The organism is Cohnella hashimotonis (assembly GCF_030014955.1).
Classification (GTDB): domain Bacteria; phylum Bacillota; class Bacilli; order Paenibacillales; family Paenibacillaceae; genus Cohnella; species Cohnella hashimotonis.
Window position 1 is genome coordinate 6376109 of record NZ_JAGRPV010000001.1, and the last position, 21338, is coordinate 6397446.

At 61.6% G+C, this 21338-nt stretch carries 14 protein-coding genes; 4 read left to right on the forward strand and 10 right to left on the reverse strand.

Annotated features, from left to right (window positions below):
- Positions 1-18 precede the first annotated feature (18 nt).
- Together KB449_RS25515 and KB449_RS25520 are read right to left on the reverse strand one after the other, a co-directional pair.
- On the reverse strand, positions 19-855 hold the full coding sequence (locus KB449_RS25515) for a M56 family metallopeptidase (RefSeq protein ID WP_282911058.1): 837 nt from the start codon (positions 853-855) through the stop codon (positions 19-21).
- Between the two features lie 2 nt (positions 856-857).
- On the reverse strand, positions 858-1274 hold the full coding sequence (locus KB449_RS25520) for a BlaI/MecI/CopY family transcriptional regulator (RefSeq protein WP_282911059.1): 417 nt from the start codon (positions 1272-1274) through the stop codon (positions 858-860).
- A 160-nt stretch (positions 1275-1434) separates the two neighbouring features.
- On the opposite strand from KB449_RS25520, the gene KB449_RS25525 reads away from it, so the two are divergent.
- The 4 genes from KB449_RS25525 (at position 1435) to KB449_RS25540 (ending at position 5133) form a co-directional block, all read left to right on the forward strand.
- Positions 1435-2559: a carbohydrate kinase gene (locus KB449_RS25525; protein WP_282911060.1), complete on the forward strand. Its 1125-nt coding sequence runs from the start codon at positions 1435-1437 to the stop codon at positions 2557-2559.
- A 37-nt stretch (positions 2560-2596) separates the two neighbouring features.
- Positions 2597-3508, forward strand: coding sequence for a pseudouridine-5'-phosphate glycosidase (locus KB449_RS25530; protein ID WP_282911061.1), 912 nt, complete (start codon positions 2597-2599; stop codon positions 3506-3508).
- 372 nt (positions 3509-3880) lie between these two features.
- Entirely contained in the window at positions 3881-4201 is a 321-nt protein-coding gene (locus KB449_RS25535; RefSeq protein ID WP_282906615.1) for a transposase, read from the forward strand.
- 11 nt (positions 4202-4212) lie between these two features.
- On the forward strand, positions 4213-5133 hold the full coding sequence (locus tag KB449_RS25540; RefSeq protein WP_282912706.1) for an IS3 family transposase: 921 nt from the start codon (positions 4213-4215) through the stop codon (positions 5131-5133).
- A gap of 336 nt (positions 5134-5469) precedes the next feature.
- Here KB449_RS25540 and KB449_RS25545 read toward each other — a convergent pair whose 3' ends face one another.
- From KB449_RS25545 to KB449_RS25580, 8 genes are all read right to left on the reverse strand, one after another.
- On the reverse strand, positions 5470-6507 hold the full coding sequence (locus KB449_RS25545; protein WP_282911062.1) for a glycoside hydrolase family 88 protein: 1038 nt from the start codon (positions 6505-6507) through the stop codon (positions 5470-5472).
- Positions 6508-6643: 136 nt separating this feature from the next.
- Complete coding sequence (locus KB449_RS25550) at positions 6644-7450, reverse strand: response regulator transcription factor (protein ID WP_282911063.1); 807 nt, start codon at positions 7448-7450, stop codon at positions 6644-6646.
- Between the two features lie 2 nt (positions 7451-7452).
- On the reverse strand, positions 7453-9414 hold the full coding sequence (locus KB449_RS25555) for a cache domain-containing sensor histidine kinase (protein WP_282911064.1): 1962 nt from the start codon (positions 9412-9414) through the stop codon (positions 7453-7455).
- Between the two features lie 87 nt (positions 9415-9501).
- On the reverse strand, positions 9502-15660 hold the full coding sequence (locus KB449_RS25560) for an S-layer homology domain-containing protein (protein ID WP_282911065.1): 6159 nt from the start codon (positions 15658-15660) through the stop codon (positions 9502-9504).
- Between the two features lie 86 nt (positions 15661-15746).
- Complete coding sequence (locus KB449_RS25565) at positions 15747-17426, reverse strand: extracellular solute-binding protein (RefSeq protein ID WP_282911066.1); 1680 nt, start codon at positions 17424-17426, stop codon at positions 15747-15749.
- An 87-nt stretch (positions 17427-17513) separates the two neighbouring features.
- The gene (locus KB449_RS25570) at positions 17514-18389 is read right to left on the reverse strand and encodes a carbohydrate ABC transporter permease (RefSeq protein WP_090109118.1); all 876 of its coding nucleotides are present in this window, start codon (positions 18387-18389) and stop codon (positions 17514-17516) included.
- 18 nt (positions 18390-18407) lie between these two features.
- The gene (locus tag KB449_RS25575) at positions 18408-19397 is read right to left on the reverse strand and encodes an ABC transporter permease (RefSeq protein WP_282911067.1); all 990 of its coding nucleotides are present in this window, start codon (positions 19395-19397) and stop codon (positions 18408-18410) included.
- Positions 19398-19556: 159 nt separating this feature from the next.
- Positions 19557-21335, reverse strand: coding sequence for a glycoside hydrolase family 36 protein (locus tag KB449_RS25580; RefSeq protein WP_282911068.1), 1779 nt, complete (start codon positions 21333-21335; stop codon positions 19557-19559).
- Positions 21336-21338: the final 3 nt, after the last annotated feature.

Sequence of the window (21338 nt, forward strand, 5' to 3'; positions counted from 1 at the left end):
GGCCCGGAATATCCGTTTTTAACCTAATGCCACCATAAGCGCCAGTACGGCAAACGAATGCAGTGTCGCAGCGAGCGGTGGTCTCCAGGAAGGCTTGTACTGGGGATCGAGCAACAGCCTGATACGCACGTTGACAGATGCGTCGGCGAAGGATGCGCTCGCGGCGGGCATCCCGCCAGCTCCGCCTCGTCGCAGCAGCTTCAGCAGCGCGCTTCCGAGCTCCTTGGCGCCGCCGCTCGACGACGCGATCGCATGACGGTCCGCCAGCACCTCGACAGCCGTCTTGTACTTGTCCTCCGCCCAGCCGAGCAGCGGGACGTACCATAGCGCCGTGCGGCTCAGCGACAAGGCGAACAGCGCGAGCGGATCGCGCCGCTTCAGATGATGCCGCTCATGCGCGACGACCGCCGCAATCTCGGCGGGATTCAGCATCCCGAGCAATCCCGTGGACAGCACGATCCGCGGCCGGACGAAGCCGACGGTCATCGCGACGGGCGCGTCTGCTCGAATAATCGTCAATTGCCGCCGGCCGAATCCGTATCGGCGCGCATATCGCGCTGTCATGCGGGAGTCGGCAGTCCGCCGCAGCATGCTGCCGAATCGCCGGACGAAGACGACCTCCCGGACGAGCTGTCTGACGCAGACGGCTAGCGTCGAGACGAACACCGCGCTCATCAAGGGCATCGATATCGGAAATCCTATGTAATGGAACCAAGCGACGCAATAGTCGAACAGCACGAACGGCAGCCTGATCCGAAATACGACCTTGAGCACGAACATCGCCATCTGCGCCGCCACGAACGCCGAGATGGACAACGATGCGGCGAGCAGCCATCTCGAGCGCGCTTCCCACATGATTATCGTTCCTTTTTATGTTGTTCGAGCTGCCGCTCCAACTGGTCCAGCAGATCGGGATCGACCTGCTCCAAGGCATCGACCATGTGCGCGACGGCACGCGAGCCAAACTCCTGTACCAGCTCGAAGGTCAGCTCCTTCGACTGCGCCTCGAGAAATTCGTCCCGGGTCAGCACCGGCAGATAGCGATGGGATTTAGAAACCGCCTTTTTGCTCAGTATCCCTTTGTCCACCAGCCGGTTCATCACCGTCATCACCGTGTTGAAGCTCATTTCCTTGTCTTTGTTCAGCGCTTGCTGCACTTCCTTGATCGTCAGCTCGCCCTCAACGTCCCAAAGCGCGGTCATGATCCTGGCTTCGAGAGGGCCGAAAAATCGTTCGAGTCCGTTGCCGTGAAATTTGAAATTTTGCAGCTTCATGTTCTACACACCCTTCACACTACAGATTATAGTTTTCTGTAGGCCCGCTCGTCAATGCTCGCTTGATTGCCTGCTGGCTCGCTAGCAGCGGTTTCCGGGTTGCGCATCCCGAAGACAATTGTTTATAATACAGACATAAGTTTACGATAAGGAGCTGCCTATGGACCGCGAGCAACAGATTATGTCGTTCATCCGGCGCAATCCCTTCGTCAGTCAGCAGGAGCTCGCAGACGCGATCGGCATCTCCCGCAGCGCGGTCGCAGGCTACGTCGCTGCGCTGACCCGCAAGGGCAGCATTCGCGGCCGGGCTTACGTGCTTGCTGAAGAAGGCTCCGTGCTCTGCATCGGCGGCGCGAACCTCGACAGCAAAGCCCGCGGCAAGCAGCCGCTGCGGCTCGGCGCCTCCAATCCCGTCGCGGTCGCGGAGAGCTGTGGCGGCGTCGCGCGCAACATCGCGGCCAACCTCGCTGCGCTCTCCGCCCGCGCCTCGCTGCTCACGGCGGTCGGCGACGACAAGGCGGGCCGCTGGCTGCTCGATCGCACGTCGAGCCAGGGCGTCGACATCGGCCCGTCCCTCGTGCTGAGCGGCGAGAAGACGGGCAGCTATACCGCCATTCTCGACGAGGGCGGAGAGATGTTTATCGCCTTCGCCGACATGGAGATCTACGAGCGGATCACGCCGCACACGCTCGAGGAGAAGTGGCCGCACATCGCCGCCTCGAAGCTGGTCGTGGCCGATGCGAATCTGCCGGCCGATAGCCTGGCTTGGCTGGCACGCCGGTGCGGCGACGCCGGACTCCCGCTGTTCGTGGATCCGATCTCGCCGGAGAAGGCCAAGAAGCTGCCGGCCAGGCTGGACGGCATCGCGGCCGTATTCCCCAACCTGGCCGAAGCGCGCCAGTTAGCCGGCGAGGTCGGCGGCGAGGTCGGCCTCGAAACGCTGCCTGTCGAAGGCGAAGCGGAATGGGCGGCGCTCGCCCGCAGCATCCTGGCGCGCGGCGCAGGCCATGTCCTGATCACGCTCGGCAAGCACGGCGCCTACTGTGCGGGGCCGAACGGCGGCCGGCATCTCCCGGCGCTGCCGGTCCAGGTCGTCGACGTCACCGGTGCGGGCGATGCGTTTCTCGCTGGCGTCGCCTATGGCGTGCTCCGCGGAGAATCCTTCGCCGACGCATGCCGATCCGGACTGGCCGCCGCGCGCATCGCGCTCGAGACCGCGAGCTCCTCCTCCGAGCACCTGAACGAAGAACGGCTGGCCGAAGCCATCCGCAACGCGCAAATTTAATTTCCCCAAATCCAATTAGCGGAAGGAAACGATCCCCATGAACCCATACCTTCAATTGACCAAGGAAGTCCAGGAAGCGCTGAACGAAGGCAAGCCGATCGTCGCGCTGGAGACGACGATCATCTCGCACGGCATGCCGTATCCGCAAAACATCGAGATGGCCCGCAAGGTCGAAGACATCATCCGCGAAAACGGCGCCGTCCCGGCGACGATCGGCATCATGAACGGCCGTATCCGGATCGGGCTCGACGCGGAGGGGCTCGAAGCGTTCGCCAACTCGCCGCAGGTCGAGAAGGTCAGCCGCCGCGACTTCGCGCACATCCTGTCCGCCGGCAAGATCGGGGCGACGACCGTCTCGGCCACGATGATCGGCGCCGCGATGGCCGGCATCGAAGTGTTCGCCACCGGCGGCATCGGCGGCGTTCACCGCGACGGCGAGAACAGCATGGATATCTCCGCCGACCTCACCGAGCTGGCCCAGACGAATGTCGCCGTCGTCTGCGCAGGCGCGAAGTCCATTCTCGACATCGGCCGCACGCTCGAATACCTGGAAACCCAGGGCGTCCCCGTCGTCGGCTACCAGACGGACGAATTCCCTTCGTTCTACGCCCGCGAGAGCGGCTTCGGCGTCGACTTCAGGCTCGACACGCCCGAAGAGGTCGCCGCCATGCTGCGGACGAAGTGGAACCTCGGCCTCGCCGGCGGCGCGATCGTCGCCAACCCTGTGCCGGCCGAATACGCCCAGCCGGCGGACAAGATGGAAGCCGTCATCCGCCAGGCGTTGGACGAAGCCGACGCCCAGCATATTGCCGGCAAGCGCGTAACGCCGTTCCTCCTCGGACGAATCAAGGAGCTGACCGGCGGCAGCAGCCTCGACACGAACATCCAGCTCGTGTACCACAACGCCAAGGTCGCGGCGGAGATCGCCGTGGCATTGAAGGCGAAGTGAGTTGCTGCCCTCATGTTGTTGCCTCAAGAAGAACCGTCAGGGCAGATCGCCCTGACGGTTCTTCTTAGGTGGCGGGTTTCCAAAACATGATTCGCTCGGACCGCTTATCGATAGCTCATCCCACAGCAGTTTCGACCGGTTAGCCTGTCGTCGCCGCGTCGTTCTTTCACCGTAATGCCTGCAAATATGCATCTAATTTCGCCGATGTTGACTATCTTAGACTGGATAGATGCAAAAGCTCATTTATTTTCCTCCGTCAGCCAGATTTCCGGCTTGTTCTTTGAATTTACCTGCATATTCTCCTAGGCCCCCTAATCGAATTGGAGTCCCCCCCTACAATGATTTAAACTAGGGATAAGGGAGATGAGCGGGATGGGAAAAAGGTTAAAGGAAGAAACACGGCTTAGAATTGTTAAGGAAGCATTGGCTGGGGTTAAGGTGGGGGTGCTTGCTCGCATGTACGACATTCACCCCGAAACCATTCGTTTGTGGATACGCGAGCATCGTGACTTTATTCCACCGGAGGACATTCCCTCGGCAGACGAGCATTTGCAAGAAATCCAGCGGTTGCAGGAAGTCGAGCAGCGGTATGACAGAGCGGTTAAAGCGCTTGGTGAAAAAGAACTCGAAATTGAAATTCTGCGTGAACTGCTAAAAAAAACAACCCCCGTTTATCCGAAAAATTCGAAGTAGCAGAACCATTTATTAAACGGGGGGAGCCTGTAGCACGGGTTCTGCGCATTCTCGAGTTGAATGAGTCCACCTATTATGAGCGGCGTAAGCGTGCCGCTCAGCCTGACGCAGAACGCGTCGAGCCGGTCCGCAGGGGACGCCCTGTGCCCGGATACGCCTACAACGAATCGGGCGAGAAAGTCTGCGACGAGCAAATCCAGGAATGGCTGTTGCTACTGCTGGAGGGCGAAGAGCACGTCTATGGCTATAAGCTGTTAGCGCGCTGTATTCGCAAGCAGTACGGGGTGAAGCTGAACAAGAAAAAGGCTTATCGCATGTGCAAGGCACTCGGCATTCTTCAAAAAAAGCGGCAACGCCTACAGACGCATCCTCGGCGATTGCCGAGAAATCACACCATCACCGCATCGAATCAACTTTGGCAAATGGATATCAAATATGGCTATGCCTTGGGTCAGGAGCGTTTCTTTTTCGTACTCAGCATCATCGACGTGTTCGACCGCGTCGTCGTAGGGCAATACCGCGGCCCTGTTTGCGAGGCCAAGCACGCGGTGCAGACCCTGGGGATCGCGCTGCAGCAGCGCCTTCAGCCGGGTGAAGCACTGCCTATCATCCGCACGGACAACGGCCCCCAGTTCGTCAGCAAGCTGTTTCAAGACATGTGCGAGTGCTGGGACATGGTCCATGAACGGATTCCGCCGCGGACACCGAATATGAATGCCTACATCGAGTCTTTCCACAGCATCCTTGAGCGTTGTTTGTTTAGCAATCGTACATTCATGACGCTGGAGGAAGCTTATGAAGCGCTCGACCAATTCATGGATTTTTATAACAACCGTAAGATGCACGGCAGCCTAAAAAACATGGCTCCAACAGCGTTCGCAGCGTGGGTTAAGACATTGGACGATGCTTCAGCCTTTTACAGATCGGTGTAATCGCTTGAAATAACGAGCTGCGCTATGAAATTGGAATCATTGTAGGGTATGACTCCAGTTTTAGGGGGCCTAGCCGTATTTGCATGTATATCATGATGCCTTGCCGTTCGGCCGAAAGTAGATGTACAATTGCAGTTCATTCAACCCGTACACCGCACACCTAGCACCAGACACCATACACCGCATACCGCCTACCGAACACCGCACACCAGACACCAGACACCAGACACCAGACACCAGACACCATACACCGCATACCGCACACCGCACACCTAGCACCAGACACCGCACACCATCCACGAAGATCCGGCTCTCCGAAAACGCGCTTGCCGTGCTCTACTTCTCCTCGCCCGCCTCCGCCAATGCCTCCGTCAACAGAAGCAATGTCAGCCCCTGTCCGTACAGCGTCGGGAAGATCGGAACGTCGCCATAGGCTTCGATGCTCGGGAGCACCGGCGTGCCGCCGGAGACGCCCCCGACGGCGCCGTCCGGCCCGATCGTCGCGAGCACGGCAGGCACCGCCCGGACGGCATGGGCCAGAAGCGCCACAGGCACAAGCCCCATGCGCGCCGCCTTGTACAGGCCGCAGGCGATGCCGGCTGAGCCCGACGTCTCCGCGTAGAAGCCGGGGCGGTCGAACACCGTTGGCCACAGGCCGCCTGCATGCTGCCGCTGAACGAGCGCATCGGCCAGCCGTGCATAGCGCCGTTTTATCTCCGCGAGCAGCGCGTCGTCCCCGCACAGCGCCTCCGTCTCCTCCAGGATCATCGGGACGCCGACGGCGATCCACGCGTTGGCCCGGTTCCAGCGGGCGCCCGACATCCAGTTCCCGGCCTCGCAGTCCCAACCGTGGAACAGCAGGCCCGTCTCCTCGTCCTGCAGCGCTTCGAGGTGAAGCCGGACCTGACGCAGCGCCTCGAGCGCGATCCGGCCGTCGCCTTTCATCCGCGCGGTACGGGCGAGGAACAGGACGGCCATGAAGATCGTGTCCGCCCAGATCTGCTCGCTGAACGACGCCTTCTCCGTCACCGTATGCTCGAATGCGCCGTTTTTCGTTCGCGGCGCTTCATCGATCAGCCACCGGGCCACTTCGCCTGCCTTATCCGCATAGAACGACCGCCCCGCGATGCGATGCAGCAGCGGGAACACGGCAAACGGCGCGATCGAGTTGATCGTCAGGATCGACTCGGACTGGCCGATATTGCGCTTCACCCATGCCTCGACCTCTCGCACGATCTCCTCGTTTTCCGTCTTCGCGCCGAATTCCGCGGCTGCGATCACGCCTACGCCCGCATTCCAGTCCCATCGGTCCGCGTTCATCGCCCAGTCGGTCCACGCGTGTCCGCCCCATTGCTCCGGCTTGCTGTGCATCATATAGCGGTAAACGCTGCGCGCAGCTTCATAAATTCGATTTCTGTTCCCATTCCCATTCCCATTCCCATTCCCATTCCCATTCCCATTCCCATTCCCATTCCCGCTCAAGCTAAATCCTCCTCTGTTCCAGTCCGCGCTACAAGCGGCTGTTGCGGTATTCGGTCGGCGTCCGGCCGTACTGCTTTTTGAACACCTCCCGGAAATAATCCTGGTCCGTATAGCCGATCCGCTCGCAAATCTCGTAGATGCGGTTCGCCGGATCCTTGAGCAGCCGCGCCGCCTCCTCCAGGCGGTGCCGGACGATCCACGCATTGATCGTCGTCCCGGTCACCTCTTTGACGATCAGGTTCACGTACTTCTCGCTAAGGCCGACCGCGTCCGATACGTCCGAGAGCGCGAGGTCGCCGCGCGCATAGTTTTGTTTGATATAACCGATCGCCTGCTCGACGAGGCGCTTCTTCTTCAAGCTGCCCGACCATTCGTCGGGCGGCAGCGCCCCGGCCAGATTCGGCAGTTCGTCCCTCAGCTTGCTCTCTGCGACCGCCAGCTCATCGCGCTGACGCCGCTCTCTGCCCAGCTCCCGCACGACCTCGGAGAACACCCGGGTGATCTCGTCGGGATCGATCGGCTTCAATATATATTGCTGCACCTGCAGCGAGATTGCCTTCCTGGCGTGCTCGAATTCGTTCAGCCCCGAAAGGATGATGCAGCGGATATCCGGATTGCGGGCCTTGCACGCCTCAATCAGCTCAAGACCGTTCATCTTGGGCATCCCGATGTCGGTCAGCAGCAGGTCGGGCGTCTCCAGCTCCAGCCGGGCGAGTGCGGCTTCGCCGTTCTCGGCGGTGCCGAGAAGCGAGATTCCGATGCTCTCCCAGGGAACGGAGCGGGCCAGCGCATCCCGGACCGTCTTCACGTCTTCTGCGATGAGCAGCTTATACATGCTCAGTCCTCCCTTGATGTTGTCGCTGCGGTCAGATTCGGGCGAAACGGCAGCACCGCTTCGACGCAGGTGCCTTCCGCCGTTTGCACGTACTTCAGCCCGAACGCTTCTCCGCAATAAAGTCGGATGCGCCGATGGACGTTCAGCGTGCCGTAGCCCGAGCCGCTCCCAGCCTTCGCATGCCGCGACGCGACAGCCGGATACTCCGCAGCAGCCCCGACCGCCTCGTCCGCATCACCGCCGCTTGCGGAATCCGATCCCAGGCGCCCGGTCGCCGCCGTTACTGAACCGTCCGCTCCCGGGACTCCCTGCGGCAGCTCCTCCAGCATCCGGTTCATCGCCTCCGCATCGCAGCCGACGCCGTTGTCCTGCACGCGAAGGCGGAGCGAGATACCGTCGAGCCGCGCCTCAATGACGATCCGGCATCCTTCGGTCCGACCGGCGAAGCCGTGAACGATCGCATTCTCCGCGAGCGGCTGCAAGCAAAAGTGCAGCATGGTCGCGGTCAGCAGATCGTCCGGCACCCGAATATCGACGGCGAGATCGTCCATGAGCAGACGCTGGATATGCAGGTAAGCCTCGACATGCTTGATTTCTCCCTCCAGCGAGATCCAGGTCTGTCCCCGGTTCAGGCCGTACCTGAACATGTTGGCGAGGGCGCGTACGATCCCGCCCGTCTCCTTGTCGCCCGACAGAATGGCGCGGCAATTGATGAGATCCAGCGTGTTGTACAAAAAGTGAGGATTGATCTGCGCCTGCAGCAGCTCCAGCTGAAGCTGGCGGCGTTCGATCTCTTCGGCGAAGGATTTCTCGATCAGTCCGTGGAGCGTCACCAGCATCGTCGCAAACTTCTGCCCCAGCTCATCCACTTCGTAAATGCCCGAATTTTGCTCCGGCAGCGGCTCCTTGAACGCCAGCACCTCGGGACGATGCATTGCGCCGACGAGCCGCGTGATCGGCACGGTAACCCGCACCACGATCCGGTTTAAAATGAAGCCCGCGATCAGCAGCGCAACGATGGCGGTCGCCGCGCCGATGGCCGATATCGCGAACGTGTACTGGCTGAAGTGGCTCTCCGGCACGATGGTCAGCAGCTTCCAGCCGTTGGCGAATGTCTCGTACATGACCCGGTGCGGCTCGCCGTCGATTTTCCGGACCAGCGATCCCGAAGCGCCGGCTGCCGCGTCCACATAGGGCAGGTCGCCGGCCGGCGTCAAAAACGCATAACGCTCGCTGAAGATGACCCGGTCGCTCTCGTCCAACAGCAGATGGTAGCCCTTTGCCAGCTTCGCGTTCTCGAATATGCTCCGAATGCTGCCCGTGTCCGCCCCGACGATAACGGTGCCGATATGCCGTCCGTCCTTGATGCTCGTCTTTTTGCGCGCCGCGTAGATCATGGCCGGATTGAACGCGCCCGCCCGCTGGCCCCACCATTCCGCCTGCCGCTTCCCGTCGCTCAAATTGCGGTACCAGTCCTGATTGTGCAGATCGACGGATTTGTAAATCCCGGTAGACGGGTCGTAGCGGTCCGGCGCCATGGCATATAGCCCGCTGGAAGGCTCGAGCGCGATAGATACGACGTAAGATCGGGTCGGCACGCGATCGGACCCGAGGCCGTTAAGCAGCGACAGCAGCGATAAATTTTGCAGATTCGTCTGCAGCGCGAAGAAGTCGTCCACGGCCTCGTAAGCCGCCGGATATTCACTCTCCAGCAAGCCTTCGATCGACGGATTGGACAGGATAAAAGCCGCGACGTTGTTCATCGTGTCGAACTGGTACCAGATGTTGCGGTAGACGAACTTCATCGATTGCTCCGCCGTGTCGCGCGTATGATCGTTCTGCACGCGGATGAGGATGTAGCTGGCGGCCGTGGCGAAGAAGGCGATGATGACGACGATCAGCGCAAAAATCGGCAGCCGGAGCCGCGACAGCAAGCCGGCGCTCTGCTTGGAGCGTCCATGCACGATCGTTTCCCCCCCTCTCCTTCTAGCCGGCCGAAAGCCTCCGGGCCGCCATAAGGCGGCAAGGAGGCCCTTCCGTGCATCCGTTATTTATGGGTTCGATTCGGAAAATAGCAGACTGCCGATCATCCGGGCAGCCTCGGCGCGAGTAGCCGTGCCTTTGGGGACAAACAGGTTGACGCCCCTGCCCTGCGTCCAGCCGAGCGCAGCCGTCTCTCCCACGTAGGACAGCGCCCAAGCCGAGATGCCCGCTTCATCCGCGAATGCGGCTGCCGACGCGGATGAGGGTACGGATTCAGCCGGCTTCCCATGCAGCAATCGATAGGCCCTCATCGTCAGCGCCGCCATCTCTTCGCGTGTCAGGCGTCCGTTCGGATCGAACGCAGTCGCGGTCTTGCCCGAGGCGATGCCTGCGCCGTAAGCGGCGGCCACCGCCTCCGCGTACCAGCTGTTCGCAGGGACGTCGGCAAAAATCGTCTTGATCGGGACCGCCGAGTCGGCGGGCTGCGAGAGCCTGAGCGCCTTCGCCAGCATCGCCGTAAATTCGGCGCGCGTGACCTGGCGGCCCGGCTCGAATGCGCCCGAGCCGCTGCCCTGTACGATGCCTCGGGCGGCCAGCGCCCGAACCGCGTCGTACGCCCAATGCGCGGCCGGCAGATCGGAGAAATCCCGCTGGACCTCGAGCACCGCATAGATGCTGAAGTGCCGGACCTCCGCGGTCAGGTAGCCGTCGTCCCGCTCGCCGCCGCCCCATACCGGGCTGCCGTCCTCGGCGATGGAATAGATCGCCGACAGCTTCGGATCCAGCGACGGATCGATCTGGAATCGGATTGTGACCGGCTCTTCAAACGGCGTCAGCCGAGTCGTGCTCCCCGACGCCGTTTGGATCGACAATGCCAGTTCGTACGCTTCGCTGCCCGCGCGAACGGCTGTCCCCGGCGCTTGCGCCTTGGCAAGGAGCGCCTGCGAAGCGTCGGACGCCAGCGGGCGGAAGCTGAGGGAGAGCGTGCTGCCCTGCCGAGCCGCCGCCGGCACCTGCTCCGTCAGCTGCTTCAGCACGCCGGACGGAATCTGCAGGACAAGCTTGCCCGCCTTCACTTCAAGCTTGTTCGCACCGAGCAGCGCGGAGGCATCGGCCGGCAGCCTGAGCTCGGTCGTGCCGACCGGCGCTTCGACGATGCTGACGCCGTTTGCGGCGCTTTGCAGCGCTGCGGCCGATACCGTCAGGATGCCGGCAGAAGTCGCAGGCTGCCTCGAAACAGTGCTTGTCGTAGGCTGATTGGACGGCGATTCGCCGTCTTCGCCGCCATTATCCCCACCGCCCGGCGGCAGCGGAACGTCCACGAACGCGAACGCGTCGTACAACGACGTGTTCTTCGAATCGGCGGTGCCCTGCGTCCATTGGATGAAGTTGTCCCGGCCGTTCTGGTAGTCGGCGTCGTTGACGGCGACGTTGAAGCCGAGCTTGCCGCCGAGCGCGGGCCTCAGATCCTTGACGTAGGCGCTCGGAATCTTGAATTCGTATCGCGTGCGCTTCGCCGCCTCGTCGCGAACCGCTTCGAACGGCACATTGCCGCTCATGTCGCCGTTCGGATTCGGGGCCGTCGAGTTGAAGACGTTGACCAGATGCGTGCCGTCGTCGGCGAGCGCGAAGCTCCATTCCACGTCGTCCGCCCCGTACGGAGACTCCCGGTTGTTGAGCGGATCGAGGCTGATCTGCACGGAATCGTTTTTCCACATGTTCGCGGCATTCTCCGACTGCTTGTGCACGTCGTCCCGCACGTCGACCGCGACGTACAGGCCGTCCGCAGCCCACTTGGCATAAGCCGTCGCCTCGAGATTGACCGAATCCTGGTAACCCGTCGCATTCTGGTCCTTCCTGCGAAGATGGACCGGATAGGCGTCCTGCCAATCCGCCAAATTCCCGTCTACCGCGATCGCGACCTCGTCCGCCGACTGAATCAGATCGAAGTCCAACGGCAGCTGCGCATCGTGGAAGATGCTTCGGCCGTCCGAAGCTTCGTCTACCTCGAGGTCGACCTTGTATTCATTAAAGGGGGCCGTCTGGCCGTACGTCCATCGGAAATCCAGTTGGAGGCGGTCGCCCTTCTTCAAATCGCCGAACGCGTTCGTCGTCACCGGCTCGAGCAGGCTGCCGTCCGGCCCCTTGAGCGTGACCGTGCCCGACTTGACGGCCGTCGACGTGCCGGTCAGCTGCACCGAGACGATGTCGAGATCCTTGATCGTCTTCGCGACCGGGAGCAGCCTCACGTCAAGGCCGTCCTCGACGGTCAGCTCCACCTTTTTCGTATCGAAAAGCGCGCCGCCGTGCTCGATCTCGAACGCGACCTCGTAACGTCCCTTGATCGCGGACTGCGGCACGTTTACGTTGTAGATCCGATCTACCGCGTCATGCGCGGGAATCGTAAGCTCGACCTCGGCCGGCTCGGTCTGGGCGGATGTCCAGCCCGCCGGCACCTTGAGCCTGGCCTTCACCTGCTGCGGCGCGTCTGTATCGTTCACGAGCGAGAGCGTCAGCGGCGTCGCGTAGCCCGCTTCGCCGGTCGCCACGCTTGGCGTGACGTTCGCCATGACGCCGATGAATTGCGCAGGCTCGGAGGCGATCATCGCCGTCGCCGCGCCGACGAATTCGCGCGCCAGCAGATTGTAGGCGTAGCTCTCGCCGTAGCTGCCCCGCGCCTTCGCGGCTTCAGCCAAGCGACCATAACGGTTCATGCGCAGCACGGCCGACGCGGACACCGGCATGACGCTGTCGCTCCCCTTTTTGCTCTGGAAGGCGGCGTCCGCAGCCTGCGTGGCAGCGGCATAATCGAGCGCGTTCGCTCCGATGCCGTCCTTGGCGTAGGCCAGCGCGACGGATGCGGTCTCGGCGTAGTTGTACAAAGCCTCCAGCGTCACGTATCCCGGCGCGGCGATCAGATCACCCGCTTCGATCTGACCGGCCATCTCCGCCATGAGGGCATATATATCCTTGATGCCTTGCTCTAGTCCGACGGCTGGCGACGCTTCTCCGGTCGCCGTCTGCAGCGCGGCGGCGATCCGGGCGATCTCGGCCGCGTCCGCGTCGACGAGCGTCCCGTTCGACGCCGTCCGCGTCAGCGCCAGCTTGGCGAGCGCCTCCTGCTTCTTGACCTGCAGCAGCTGCGCGGCAGATGCGTAGACGAACTCGGCCGGCGCCCCCGTCACGTAAACCGGCGAACCGGATACGACGAGCTGCAGTCCGGCGCTTCCCGCCGTCGCCGGCAGCTCCACGCCATTGATGTCCATCACCTTGGCGCCGGCCGCCGCGAACGGCAGCCCGATCTCGCTCGTCGGCGGCTTGACGGCCGGATCGTCCTTGTGGTCGACCTTCTTCCAGGCGACGACGACGGGCTTTCCGTCGTTCAGGAATACCTGGACCGCGACGTTCGGATCCCCCGTATTCCAGGTGCCGACATACCGCGCGCGATCCAGCTCGGTCATCAACTGGTTCACCGCGGTGTAAGCCAGCTTGGGCCGGCCGTCGTTATCCGTGATCCCCCAGAAAATATCGTAGTACCGGTCGTCCGTGCCGTCGTTTTTATAATCGTAATATTCGTAAGCCTTCACCTGGTCCGTGACCATGTAGTTCAGGAAGGCGCGGACGATATAATCCCGCTGGACCTCTTCCGATACCGAAGGATAGCCGCTTCTCGCCGTCGGCCACCCGCCTTCGGTGAGATAATAATCTTTCCAGCCGCCATATGCGTTAACGAGTGCCTTCACGCCGTCCGTCAGCTTCTGCAGATTGCCGTCGGGCATCGCATTATAGACATATGGGTGGTAAGAATAAGCGTCCGCAAAATCGTACGAGCCGAGCTCGAGCTCCTTCGGCAGCACGCTGAGCACGCTGGACGTATGGTCGCCCGCGAGCAGCATCGCGTTGGGATCGGCCTTTTTCATGTTCAGGTAGGCGACCTTCTGCAGCTGCACGAACTCCGCCGGAATATACGGCTTGGAGAAAATCTCCGGCTCGTTGGGCATCTCCCACTGGCGGATGCGATCCTTGTACTTCGCGACCGTGTTCGCCACGAAGTCGCCCATCGCCTTGAGCGAGGAGGTCGTATTGGCGATGCCCGCCTGGTAGTTTGCGTTTTTCTCCAGCGACAGCACCGTAATCTGGTTGAAGCCGTAGGAAAACAGCTTGTCGAGCGTCGGATCGATCCGGCTGTAATCGTAAATGGGGGCGCCGCTGCCGTCCTTGGCGTTTTTGTCGACGTCCTCCCAGACGATGCCCGAGCGGTGGCTTCGCGCCCCCAGCTTGCGGGCCCCGTCGATGATGTCGTCCTTCCAGTTGAGCGCGTAGTGGGTGTTGAGCCCGAACTTGCTCTCGTTGTCCAGATCGATCCCCTGGACCGGCGCGGCTTCCTTCGCGATCGCGAGCCGCATCTTCTTGGACTTGCCCGGTTGTGCGACGCCGTCCACCTCGAAGTCCGCCGTTACCTCATAGGTGCCGATCGCGACGAGCTGCGGGTCGAAGGGGATGAGCTCCCGTTCGTTCGCGTACTTTGCCAGATCATAGGTACGCGTGCCAGTGGCCACCACCGCCTTGTCGCCGTCGGCGCGGCGCACGGTGTAATCGATCTTGAACGTATGCGCCGCCGCACCCGCGTCGAGCGCCAGATCCAGCCCCGGCGTATCGCCCGGCGCGTAGATGCCCGAGAAGTTGCCCGACGGCTGCAGGTCGATGACGTAAGGGGGCAGCATCGGCTCGATCGAGAAGTCGTCGATCATCAGGTTGATGCCGCCGACGACGTTCCATTGGAAGTAGCCCTTGAGCGGCGCGAGCGGATCGGAGTCCTCGCCGGACACCGTCTCGACGCCGTCGATGAACAGCTTGTGCGTGATTCCGCTGACCTGCAGCTCATAATCATGCCATTCGTCGAGCAGCGACTTCACATAGTTGGCGATATAATAGTTGCCGCCGAGCGTCGTTTTCCGCATGATAAAGTACTTCGAATTGTGCGTCGCCCACTCCAGCGCGTTATTGTTGTTGTCGTCCTTCGCGCGGTAGCGGAAACGCCACGTATTTTGCAGCGCGGTGCTCGTGCGCTCGTACTTGACCTTGAACTTGACGATAAAGTTGTCCGCGTTCTGGTACATCGGCAGATTCAGCCTGGCGCTGCCCGAACCGTTCAGGTTCAGCACCTTGTTGCCGTCCGGCAGCTGAATCACCTTCGTCGCGCCGCCTACGGTCCAGCCCGGCGGCGCGGCATTCGCCGTCTCGCTATCGAAGTCGTTGACGTAAGGTTCGATTGCTCCGATGGCGACCGTCACTTCGCCGGTTGCCGGGTAGCGCGCCTCGCCGCCCGTCCCGTTGTGCGCGGCGATGTAGTAATGAATCAGGTCGGCTCGCGCCGTCCCCGGGATCGTTCCGGAAAACGCGCCGCTGCCAAGCTGCGCCGCGGACAAGATCCGATCCGGCGCCTCGTCTCCATAGCCATAGTGGATCTCGGCCGTCGTCGTCCCGTAGGTCGCGTCCGTCACCGAAAATGAGACGGCTAAATCCGCGTTATACGGCACCTGCAAGAGCGGCGCATGCGTGATCGCGTATGCCGGCGGTGCCGCGACGATCGGCAGCACCGCGATGTCGTCAACACTCAGATTAACGGCCGGGCCGATGCTCCTTAGCCCGAAGCCGACGCCCCCCGCTGCCAGCGAAGCGTCAGTGAATACGGTTACAAGAGCGCCGTCGATCGACAGCTTGAACTCGCTTCCCTTGACCTCCAGGCTGTATTGATGACGCTCGGCCACGTTGAAACCCGGCAGCGTCTGCGCGATCGGCACCGGTGCGCCGACCTGCTGGGCCGTGGCGGAGTTCGGATACTTCCACAGCTCCACGCTGCTCGTGTTCTTAAATTCCAGGAAGTAATAGGCCGTCCCGGACGCGTACCTGAACATCACGCGGAAGCGATCCCCCTGCGCCGCGAAGGTCAGGTTGTAGTCGGTCGATGCGTAAGACAGCTTGGCAGGCTTCACGATGGCGCGCTGGGGATTGCCGCCCGCGATCGTGCCCGTCAGGCGCGCTTCCGCGCCGCTGCCCTGAACCTGCCAGGCGTTACTGCCGAACAAATCCCAGTTGCCGAGTCCGCCGGCGAAGCTGTCCTCAAACAGCGGTGCCGGCGCTTCGGCTCTTGCTGCTGCCGGCAATGACGGGAGCAGCAGGGCTGCGACGAGAAGCATGAACAGGCTGCGATATCTTTTTCTCATTCGTCCAACCACCTTCTTCGGCAAGAGTTAAAGCCCCCCGCGGCTTCAACTGGCGAATGCGGGGGACTTTTCGGATCAAAAGGCTGTTACTTGCCTGCTTTCTTCTGGAAGGAAGCTTCGAGCTCGCTCAAAATTTGCGTGCCGCCCTGGGATTTCCACTTTTCGACGAAGTCGTCGAACTTCTTGATATCCCCGCCCATGATGATCTGCGTGAAGACCGAGTCGCGCATCGTATCGAGCTCGACCAGCTTGGCGACCTTGGTCGGCGAGTCGAGGTAGTTGGACGCGTCGGTGATCTGGTACGGGTTGTTGATCGCGACGTCGAGCGATTGGGAGAAACGCAGCGGCAGCGACTCGAGGTAACGCGGCCAGCCGTTCAATCCCGGCGCGAACAGGTAGCTCTGCGTGCCGCGGTAGTGGCCATTCTTGTCCTGCTTGGTCGTCGGATCGAGCAGATCCGTGACGGTGACCATCTTGCCGTTTTCGATGTTGTAATCTTCGCCCTCAATGCCCCAGACGGTCAGCATCTGGTTTTCGGGAGACAGGGATTCCTCGATGATGGACAGCACTTTCTTCGGATCCTTCGTCTTCGCGCTGATCGCAGTCATCTGGGAGAACGGCGCGCCTGCCGGAGCGACCGCCTTGCCATCCGCGCCTGTCAGCGAACCAGTCAGTGACAGATACTTGAACGGCTCCTTGGATTGGTCGGGAAGCTTCTCGTTCGCGCCGAGCTTCTTGTTCTTGATCAGCTCGCTCGTCTCGACCTGCGTATCGTAATCGCTCGCCGTGGACCACCAGCCCATCCAGGAGAACAGCTTGCCGCTGTACAGCTTGGCGCGAAGCTGCTCTTCCTTGATCGTGGCGAATTCCTTGTCGATCAGGCCTTCCTTGTACATCTTTTGCAGGAACAGCAGCGCGTCCTTCATTCTCGGATCGATATCGTAATTGCTGAACTTGCCGTCTGTCTCGGTGAAGTAGCCCGGGGTCACGCCGAACGCGCCGAAAATCTGGTCGAAGGAGTTGTTGGCGAACTTCACCTGGCCGATCTGCGCCGTGTAGCCCCCCAGCGGGATGACGTCCGGGTGGTCCGCTTTGATCTTCTTCAGCAGGTTGTAGTACTCGTCGAGCGTCTTGGGCACCGAAGCGCCCGCGGCCTCCAGGTAATCCTTGCGCATGACGAGATCCCAGCGATAGCCGGCACCCGGTCCGCCCTGATACGGAATGCCGTAGATGCGGCCGTTCACCTTCGCCTGCTCGAACACCTCGGGCGGCACCTCGCGCATGATGTTCGGCGTGTCCTGTTCGTTGATCAGGTCGGTCAGGTCGACGAAGGCGCCGAGCGGCGCGTACTTCTGGAAGTCGTCGGCGAAGTCGATCCGCACGACGTCGGGGATGTCCTCGCTGGACATCTTGAGGTTCAGCTTTGTCTTGTACTGCTGGACGTCGACCATCTCGGCGTCGATCTTGACGTTCAGCTTCTGCTCGATCGCCTGCTTGACGACGTCGTTCTCCGGGTCGTAAGGGACGGAGATGTCCTGCGCCTTCAGCCACTTGAGCGTGTAGGGCTCCGTCGACGCGCTTGCGGAACCGGACGGCGATGCGCTAGCGGATGCCGAGGCCGATGAAGATGCCGGCGCCGACGCGCTCTCCGAGGCGGCGCCTTTGTCGCCATTGCCGTTGCTGCAGCCCGCGACGGCGAGCGTGCCGACGAGGACGGCGGATGCCAGGCCGATCGTCTTTTTCTTTTTCTTTTTCTGATGAGACATGTTCAAGTGACCTCCTAATAATGAGCTGTATATTTACCCTTGGGGGATAAACCGAAGTGAGTGCCCAGCCGCGCGTTTGCGACTGCCCTACCCTTTGACCGAGCCGACCATCATGCCCTGATCGAAGTACCGCTGAATGAGCGGATAGATGATGAGCATCGGCAGCGCGACGATGACGATGGCGGCCATCTGAATGCCGACCGTCGGCGGCGGCGTGCGCCCCGCGGTCTCGAGCAGCTCGGGCGGCAGGCTGGAGCTCGCGATGATCGAACGAAGCACGAGCTGTACCGGCGCCTTGTTCCAGTCCGAGACGTAGAGCATGGCGCTGAAGAAGTCGTTCCAGTAGACGACCATGTAGAGCAGGCCGACGGACGCGATGGCGGGCATCGACAGCGGGAGAATGATCTGCCGCAGGATGCGGAACTCCGAGGCGCCGTCGAGGGACGCCGACTCTCTCAAGCTCTCGGGGATGCTCTCGAAAAACGACTTCATGATAATCATGTTGAAGGCGCTGAACGCCATCACGAGGATGAGCACGTAGTTCGTGTTCAGCAGGCCGAGCTGCTGGATCGTAATGTAGGTGGGGATCATGCCGCCCTTGAACAGCATCGTGAACACGAAGATCAAGATGATGCCCTTGCGGCCCGGCAGCCTTTTCTCGGCCAGCGCGTAGGCGACGGTCGTCGTCAGGAACAGGGCGAGCAGCACGCCCGCGACCGTATTGCGGATCGTATTGCCGTAGGCGTGATAGATCAGCGAGCCTTTTTTCAGCAGATAAGTGTAATACTCGAAGCTGAAGGACGTCGGGAACAGGACCATGCCGTCCTTGGCGCTGAATTCGGAGTAGGGCGTGATCGATACCGTGATGACGTACCAGAACGGAAGCACGATCACCAGCGTGAGCAGCGTGAGTACGATATAGTTGGTCGTCGCGAAGGCGGATTCGCCTCTTGTGAGCTTCATCTGTCGTCTTCTCCTTCGTCAGAAAATGCCGGAATCGGAATCGATCCGCTTGGCGATGCGATTGGCGGCCAGCACCAGCGCCAGACCGATGACGCCCTTGATCACGTCGGCGGCGGCGGCCAGGCTGAGGTTGAACTGCTCGATGCCGATACGGTAAATATAGGTGTCGAGGATGTCCCCCACTTCGAACACCATCGGGTTGTACAGGTTGATGACCTGGTCCAATCCGGCGCTCATGACGAATCCGACTCTCAGAATGAAGATGACGATGATCGTAGAGGCGATGCCGGGCAGCGTGACGTGCACGATCCGCTTGAAGCGCGTGGCGCCGTCGACGACGGCCGCTTCGTACACTTCGGGGTTCAGGCCGGCGATCGCGGCGATGTAGATGATGGCGGCCCAGCCCATCTCTTTCATGGCGTCGGTAACGACGAGGATCGTGCGGAAGTACGCGGGCTCGACGAGCAGGTAAGCGGGCGTGCCGCCGAAGAGGCTAATGACTTTGTTGACGATGCCGGTCTCCGGGGACAGCAGCAGCGTGATGATGCCGCCGTAGACGACCCACGATACGAATCTCGGCAGGTACACCGCGGTTTGCAGCGTCTTTTTGAACCAGCGCGTCCGGATCTCGTTAAGCGCGAGCGCCAGCAGGATCGGGGCGACGAAGCCGCTGATCATCTTGTACAGGCTGATGAGCAGCGTGTTCTTGAACGCGTGGACGAACATCTCCGACTCGAACAGCGCGCGGAAGTGCTTGAGCCCCGCCCAGTGGCTGCCCGAGAAGCCCTGGATGACGTTGTAATCCATAAAGGCGATGCTGACGCCGTACAGCGGCAGGTAGTCGAAGACGAGCACCCACAGCAATGCGGGCAGCAGCAGCACGTACAGCAGCTTAAACTTCCAGATGCGGCGGAATCCGGGCCCCGCCTTCAGCCTCGTTCGTTCCGTCTTGCCGGCGGTCTTGCCCGTCGTCTCTCCGGCGGCCGTGCCGGGGGTTGCGAGCTCCATGCGGTAATCCTCCTATCCTTCTCTCTGTCTCTCTGCGTATGGCGCACCTTCGCTTTGAAAGTGCTTACAGTAGCCAGTTTATCGGATAGAACTCGGCCGGAACACCGGAGCGGAGAACGATATACCCGGTGAAAAGTCGCATTGTCGCAGCTGCCTTTCCTACTTCCGCGTCAACGTCGCATGGCCGGCCGGCGGCACGTTCACCAGCTCAACACCTGCACGTGGCGCCCACACGGAACGCTCCACCGTTTTTCCCCGGCAATCCCGGATCTCCACTTCCCATTCGCTCTGCTCACCTGTCGTCTCCACATACACGCCGTCGGCCCGCGTGCCGTTGACGAGGATGACCGTCTGCGGCAGCTCGCGGTTCAGCGGAACGATCGTGCGAGGCTGATAGACGGCGGCAAGCAGCTTGAATGCGTTAGACGCGACGACAAGCGGATACAGCAATTCCGGTTGATGCGGCTCCAAGTGTCCGTCCAGCAGAACGTCCCGGTGTTCCTTCCAGAAAGTGAGCAGGTATGCAACCATCTCCGCATGAGCGGCTGGCAAGCGATCGAGCCGCACGGAAATTTGGGGCACCGCGAACAAAACGTTGATCAGCTGCAGCGCCGCGCTCTCGGCCGGCTCGTCGAGATGCCACATGAGCATGTCGGCGTGGGCCGCCGTCTCGCCGCACAGCAGACGGATATCCAGCGTCCGCAAGCGGTTCTCGACCGCGTCGTTCGGGCAGTCCGCCGCCCTGAACATATTGCCGTACTTGCGCATATAGGGGCCTACGTAGGCTTGGCGGAACTCGATCATCACGTCCGGATCGATCGCGGAGAGCCTCGCCATAATATCCAACATGAGGCGATCGACCGCCTCCGGCACGGCATCGAAGTCGCGTCCGTCCCCGAACGCGAGCTCTCGATCCGGAGGCAGGTTGAAACTGTCGATGAAGTCGAGCTTGAAGCCGTCGAGCTTCCACTCGCGCATCGCCCGCTCGTAGATGCCGATCAAATATTCGCGTACCTCCGGGAACCGCGGGTCGACGATACCCCAGCCGCGCTCCTCGACCGTGTACAGCATTTTGCCGCCAAACCGCTCCCAAGTCCGGCTATGCACGCCGACAAACGGCACGGAATACCACAGCATGTACTTCATCTCCAGCGCATGAACGCGCTCGATATGGGCCGCCATGTCCGGCATCTTCTCCGCGCAAGCCTCCCAGTCGCCGCAATACGCGTACCCGCGCTCGTTGTTCGCCGTTTGCCAGCCGTCGTCCACAATTACGGTCCCGCAGCCCAGCGCCGCGGCCTCGCGGCATTGCGTCTCGATCGCTTCCGGCGTCAGATGTTGATGCAGGCTGTACCAGGTCGAGTACATCGGGTCGCGCGCCGCCGCGGGCACCGGCGAAGGAGCAAGGCCGGGAAGCCCGCTCCACCATCGCTGCACTTCGTTCAGGCTGTCATAGTAAGGCAGCTCGCGCAGGTCCATCCGCAGCGTCGCCTCATAACGGTCCAGCGGGGCGCCCGGCTCCTCGAACAGCGTCACCGAGCAGTGGAATTCGGCTGTCTCTTCATGGACGCCTGCTTTGCAGACGACGGGGTTCAGCGTATCGGAAAAAGCGAACGTCATGCGGCTGCGCCCGTCCCCGCCGAATAGGCAGACGACCGGCGCGGAGCTTGCGGCATTGCTGCGGAAGCCGGCGAACCAGTCCGGCGACAGCCCGCGGTTCCGGTAGCCGTTCGGATGCCAGACGCCCTGGACATCGACGATCGGACGCTTCCAGGACAGCCGGATCGCCGGCGGGATGCCCGGACGGTCCGCAGTTATTTTCAAATGCACGAGCTCGACGCCCGCCTCTTGAACCTCGACGGCAAGCGTGGCGCTGAACCGGTCGTCCGCGCCGGATATACGGTACTCAAGTGTGCTTTTGTTGTGTGTTTGCTGCATCGG

Excerpts from the sequence above, each read along its gene's own strand:
- KB449_RS25560 (WP_282911065.1), bottom strand. The coding sequence starts at position 15,660 with ATGAGAAAAAGATATCGCAGCCTGTTCATGCTTCTCGTCGCAGCCCTG.
- KB449_RS25570 (WP_090109118.1), bottom strand. The coding sequence starts at position 18,389 with ATGAAGCTCACAAGAGGCGAATCCGCCTTCGCGACGACCAACTATATC.
- KB449_RS25565 (WP_282911066.1), bottom strand. The coding sequence starts at position 17,426 with ATGTCTCATCAGAAAAAGAAAAAGAAAAAGACGATCGGCCTGGCATCC.
- KB449_RS25550 (WP_282911063.1), bottom strand. The coding sequence starts at position 7,450 with ATGTATAAGCTGCTCATCGCAGAAGACGTGAAGACGGTCCGGGATGCG.
- KB449_RS25580 (WP_282911068.1), bottom strand. The coding sequence starts at position 21,335 with ATGCAGCAAACACACAACAAAAGCACACTTGAGTACCGTATATCCGGC.
- KB449_RS25575 (WP_282911067.1), bottom strand. The coding sequence starts at position 19,397 with ATGGAGCTCGCAACCCCCGGCACGGCCGCCGGAGAGACGACGGGCAAG.
- KB449_RS25525 (WP_282911060.1), top strand. The coding sequence starts at position 1,435 with ATGGACCGCGAGCAACAGATTATGTCGTTCATCCGGCGCAATCCCTTC.
- KB449_RS25515 (WP_282911058.1), bottom strand. The coding sequence starts at position 855 with ATGTGGGAAGCGCGCTCGAGATGGCTGCTCGCCGCATCGTTGTCCATC.
- KB449_RS25530 (WP_282911061.1), top strand. The coding sequence starts at position 2,597 with ATGAACCCATACCTTCAATTGACCAAGGAAGTCCAGGAAGCGCTGAAC.
- KB449_RS25545 (WP_282911062.1), bottom strand. The coding sequence starts at position 6,507 with ATGATGCACAGCAAGCCGGAGCAATGGGGCGGACACGCGTGGACCGAC.
- KB449_RS25535 (WP_282906615.1), top strand. The coding sequence starts at position 3,881 with ATGGGAAAAAGGTTAAAGGAAGAAACACGGCTTAGAATTGTTAAGGAA.
- KB449_RS25520 (WP_282911059.1), bottom strand. The coding sequence starts at position 1,274 with ATGAAGCTGCAAAATTTCAAATTTCACGGCAACGGACTCGAACGATTT.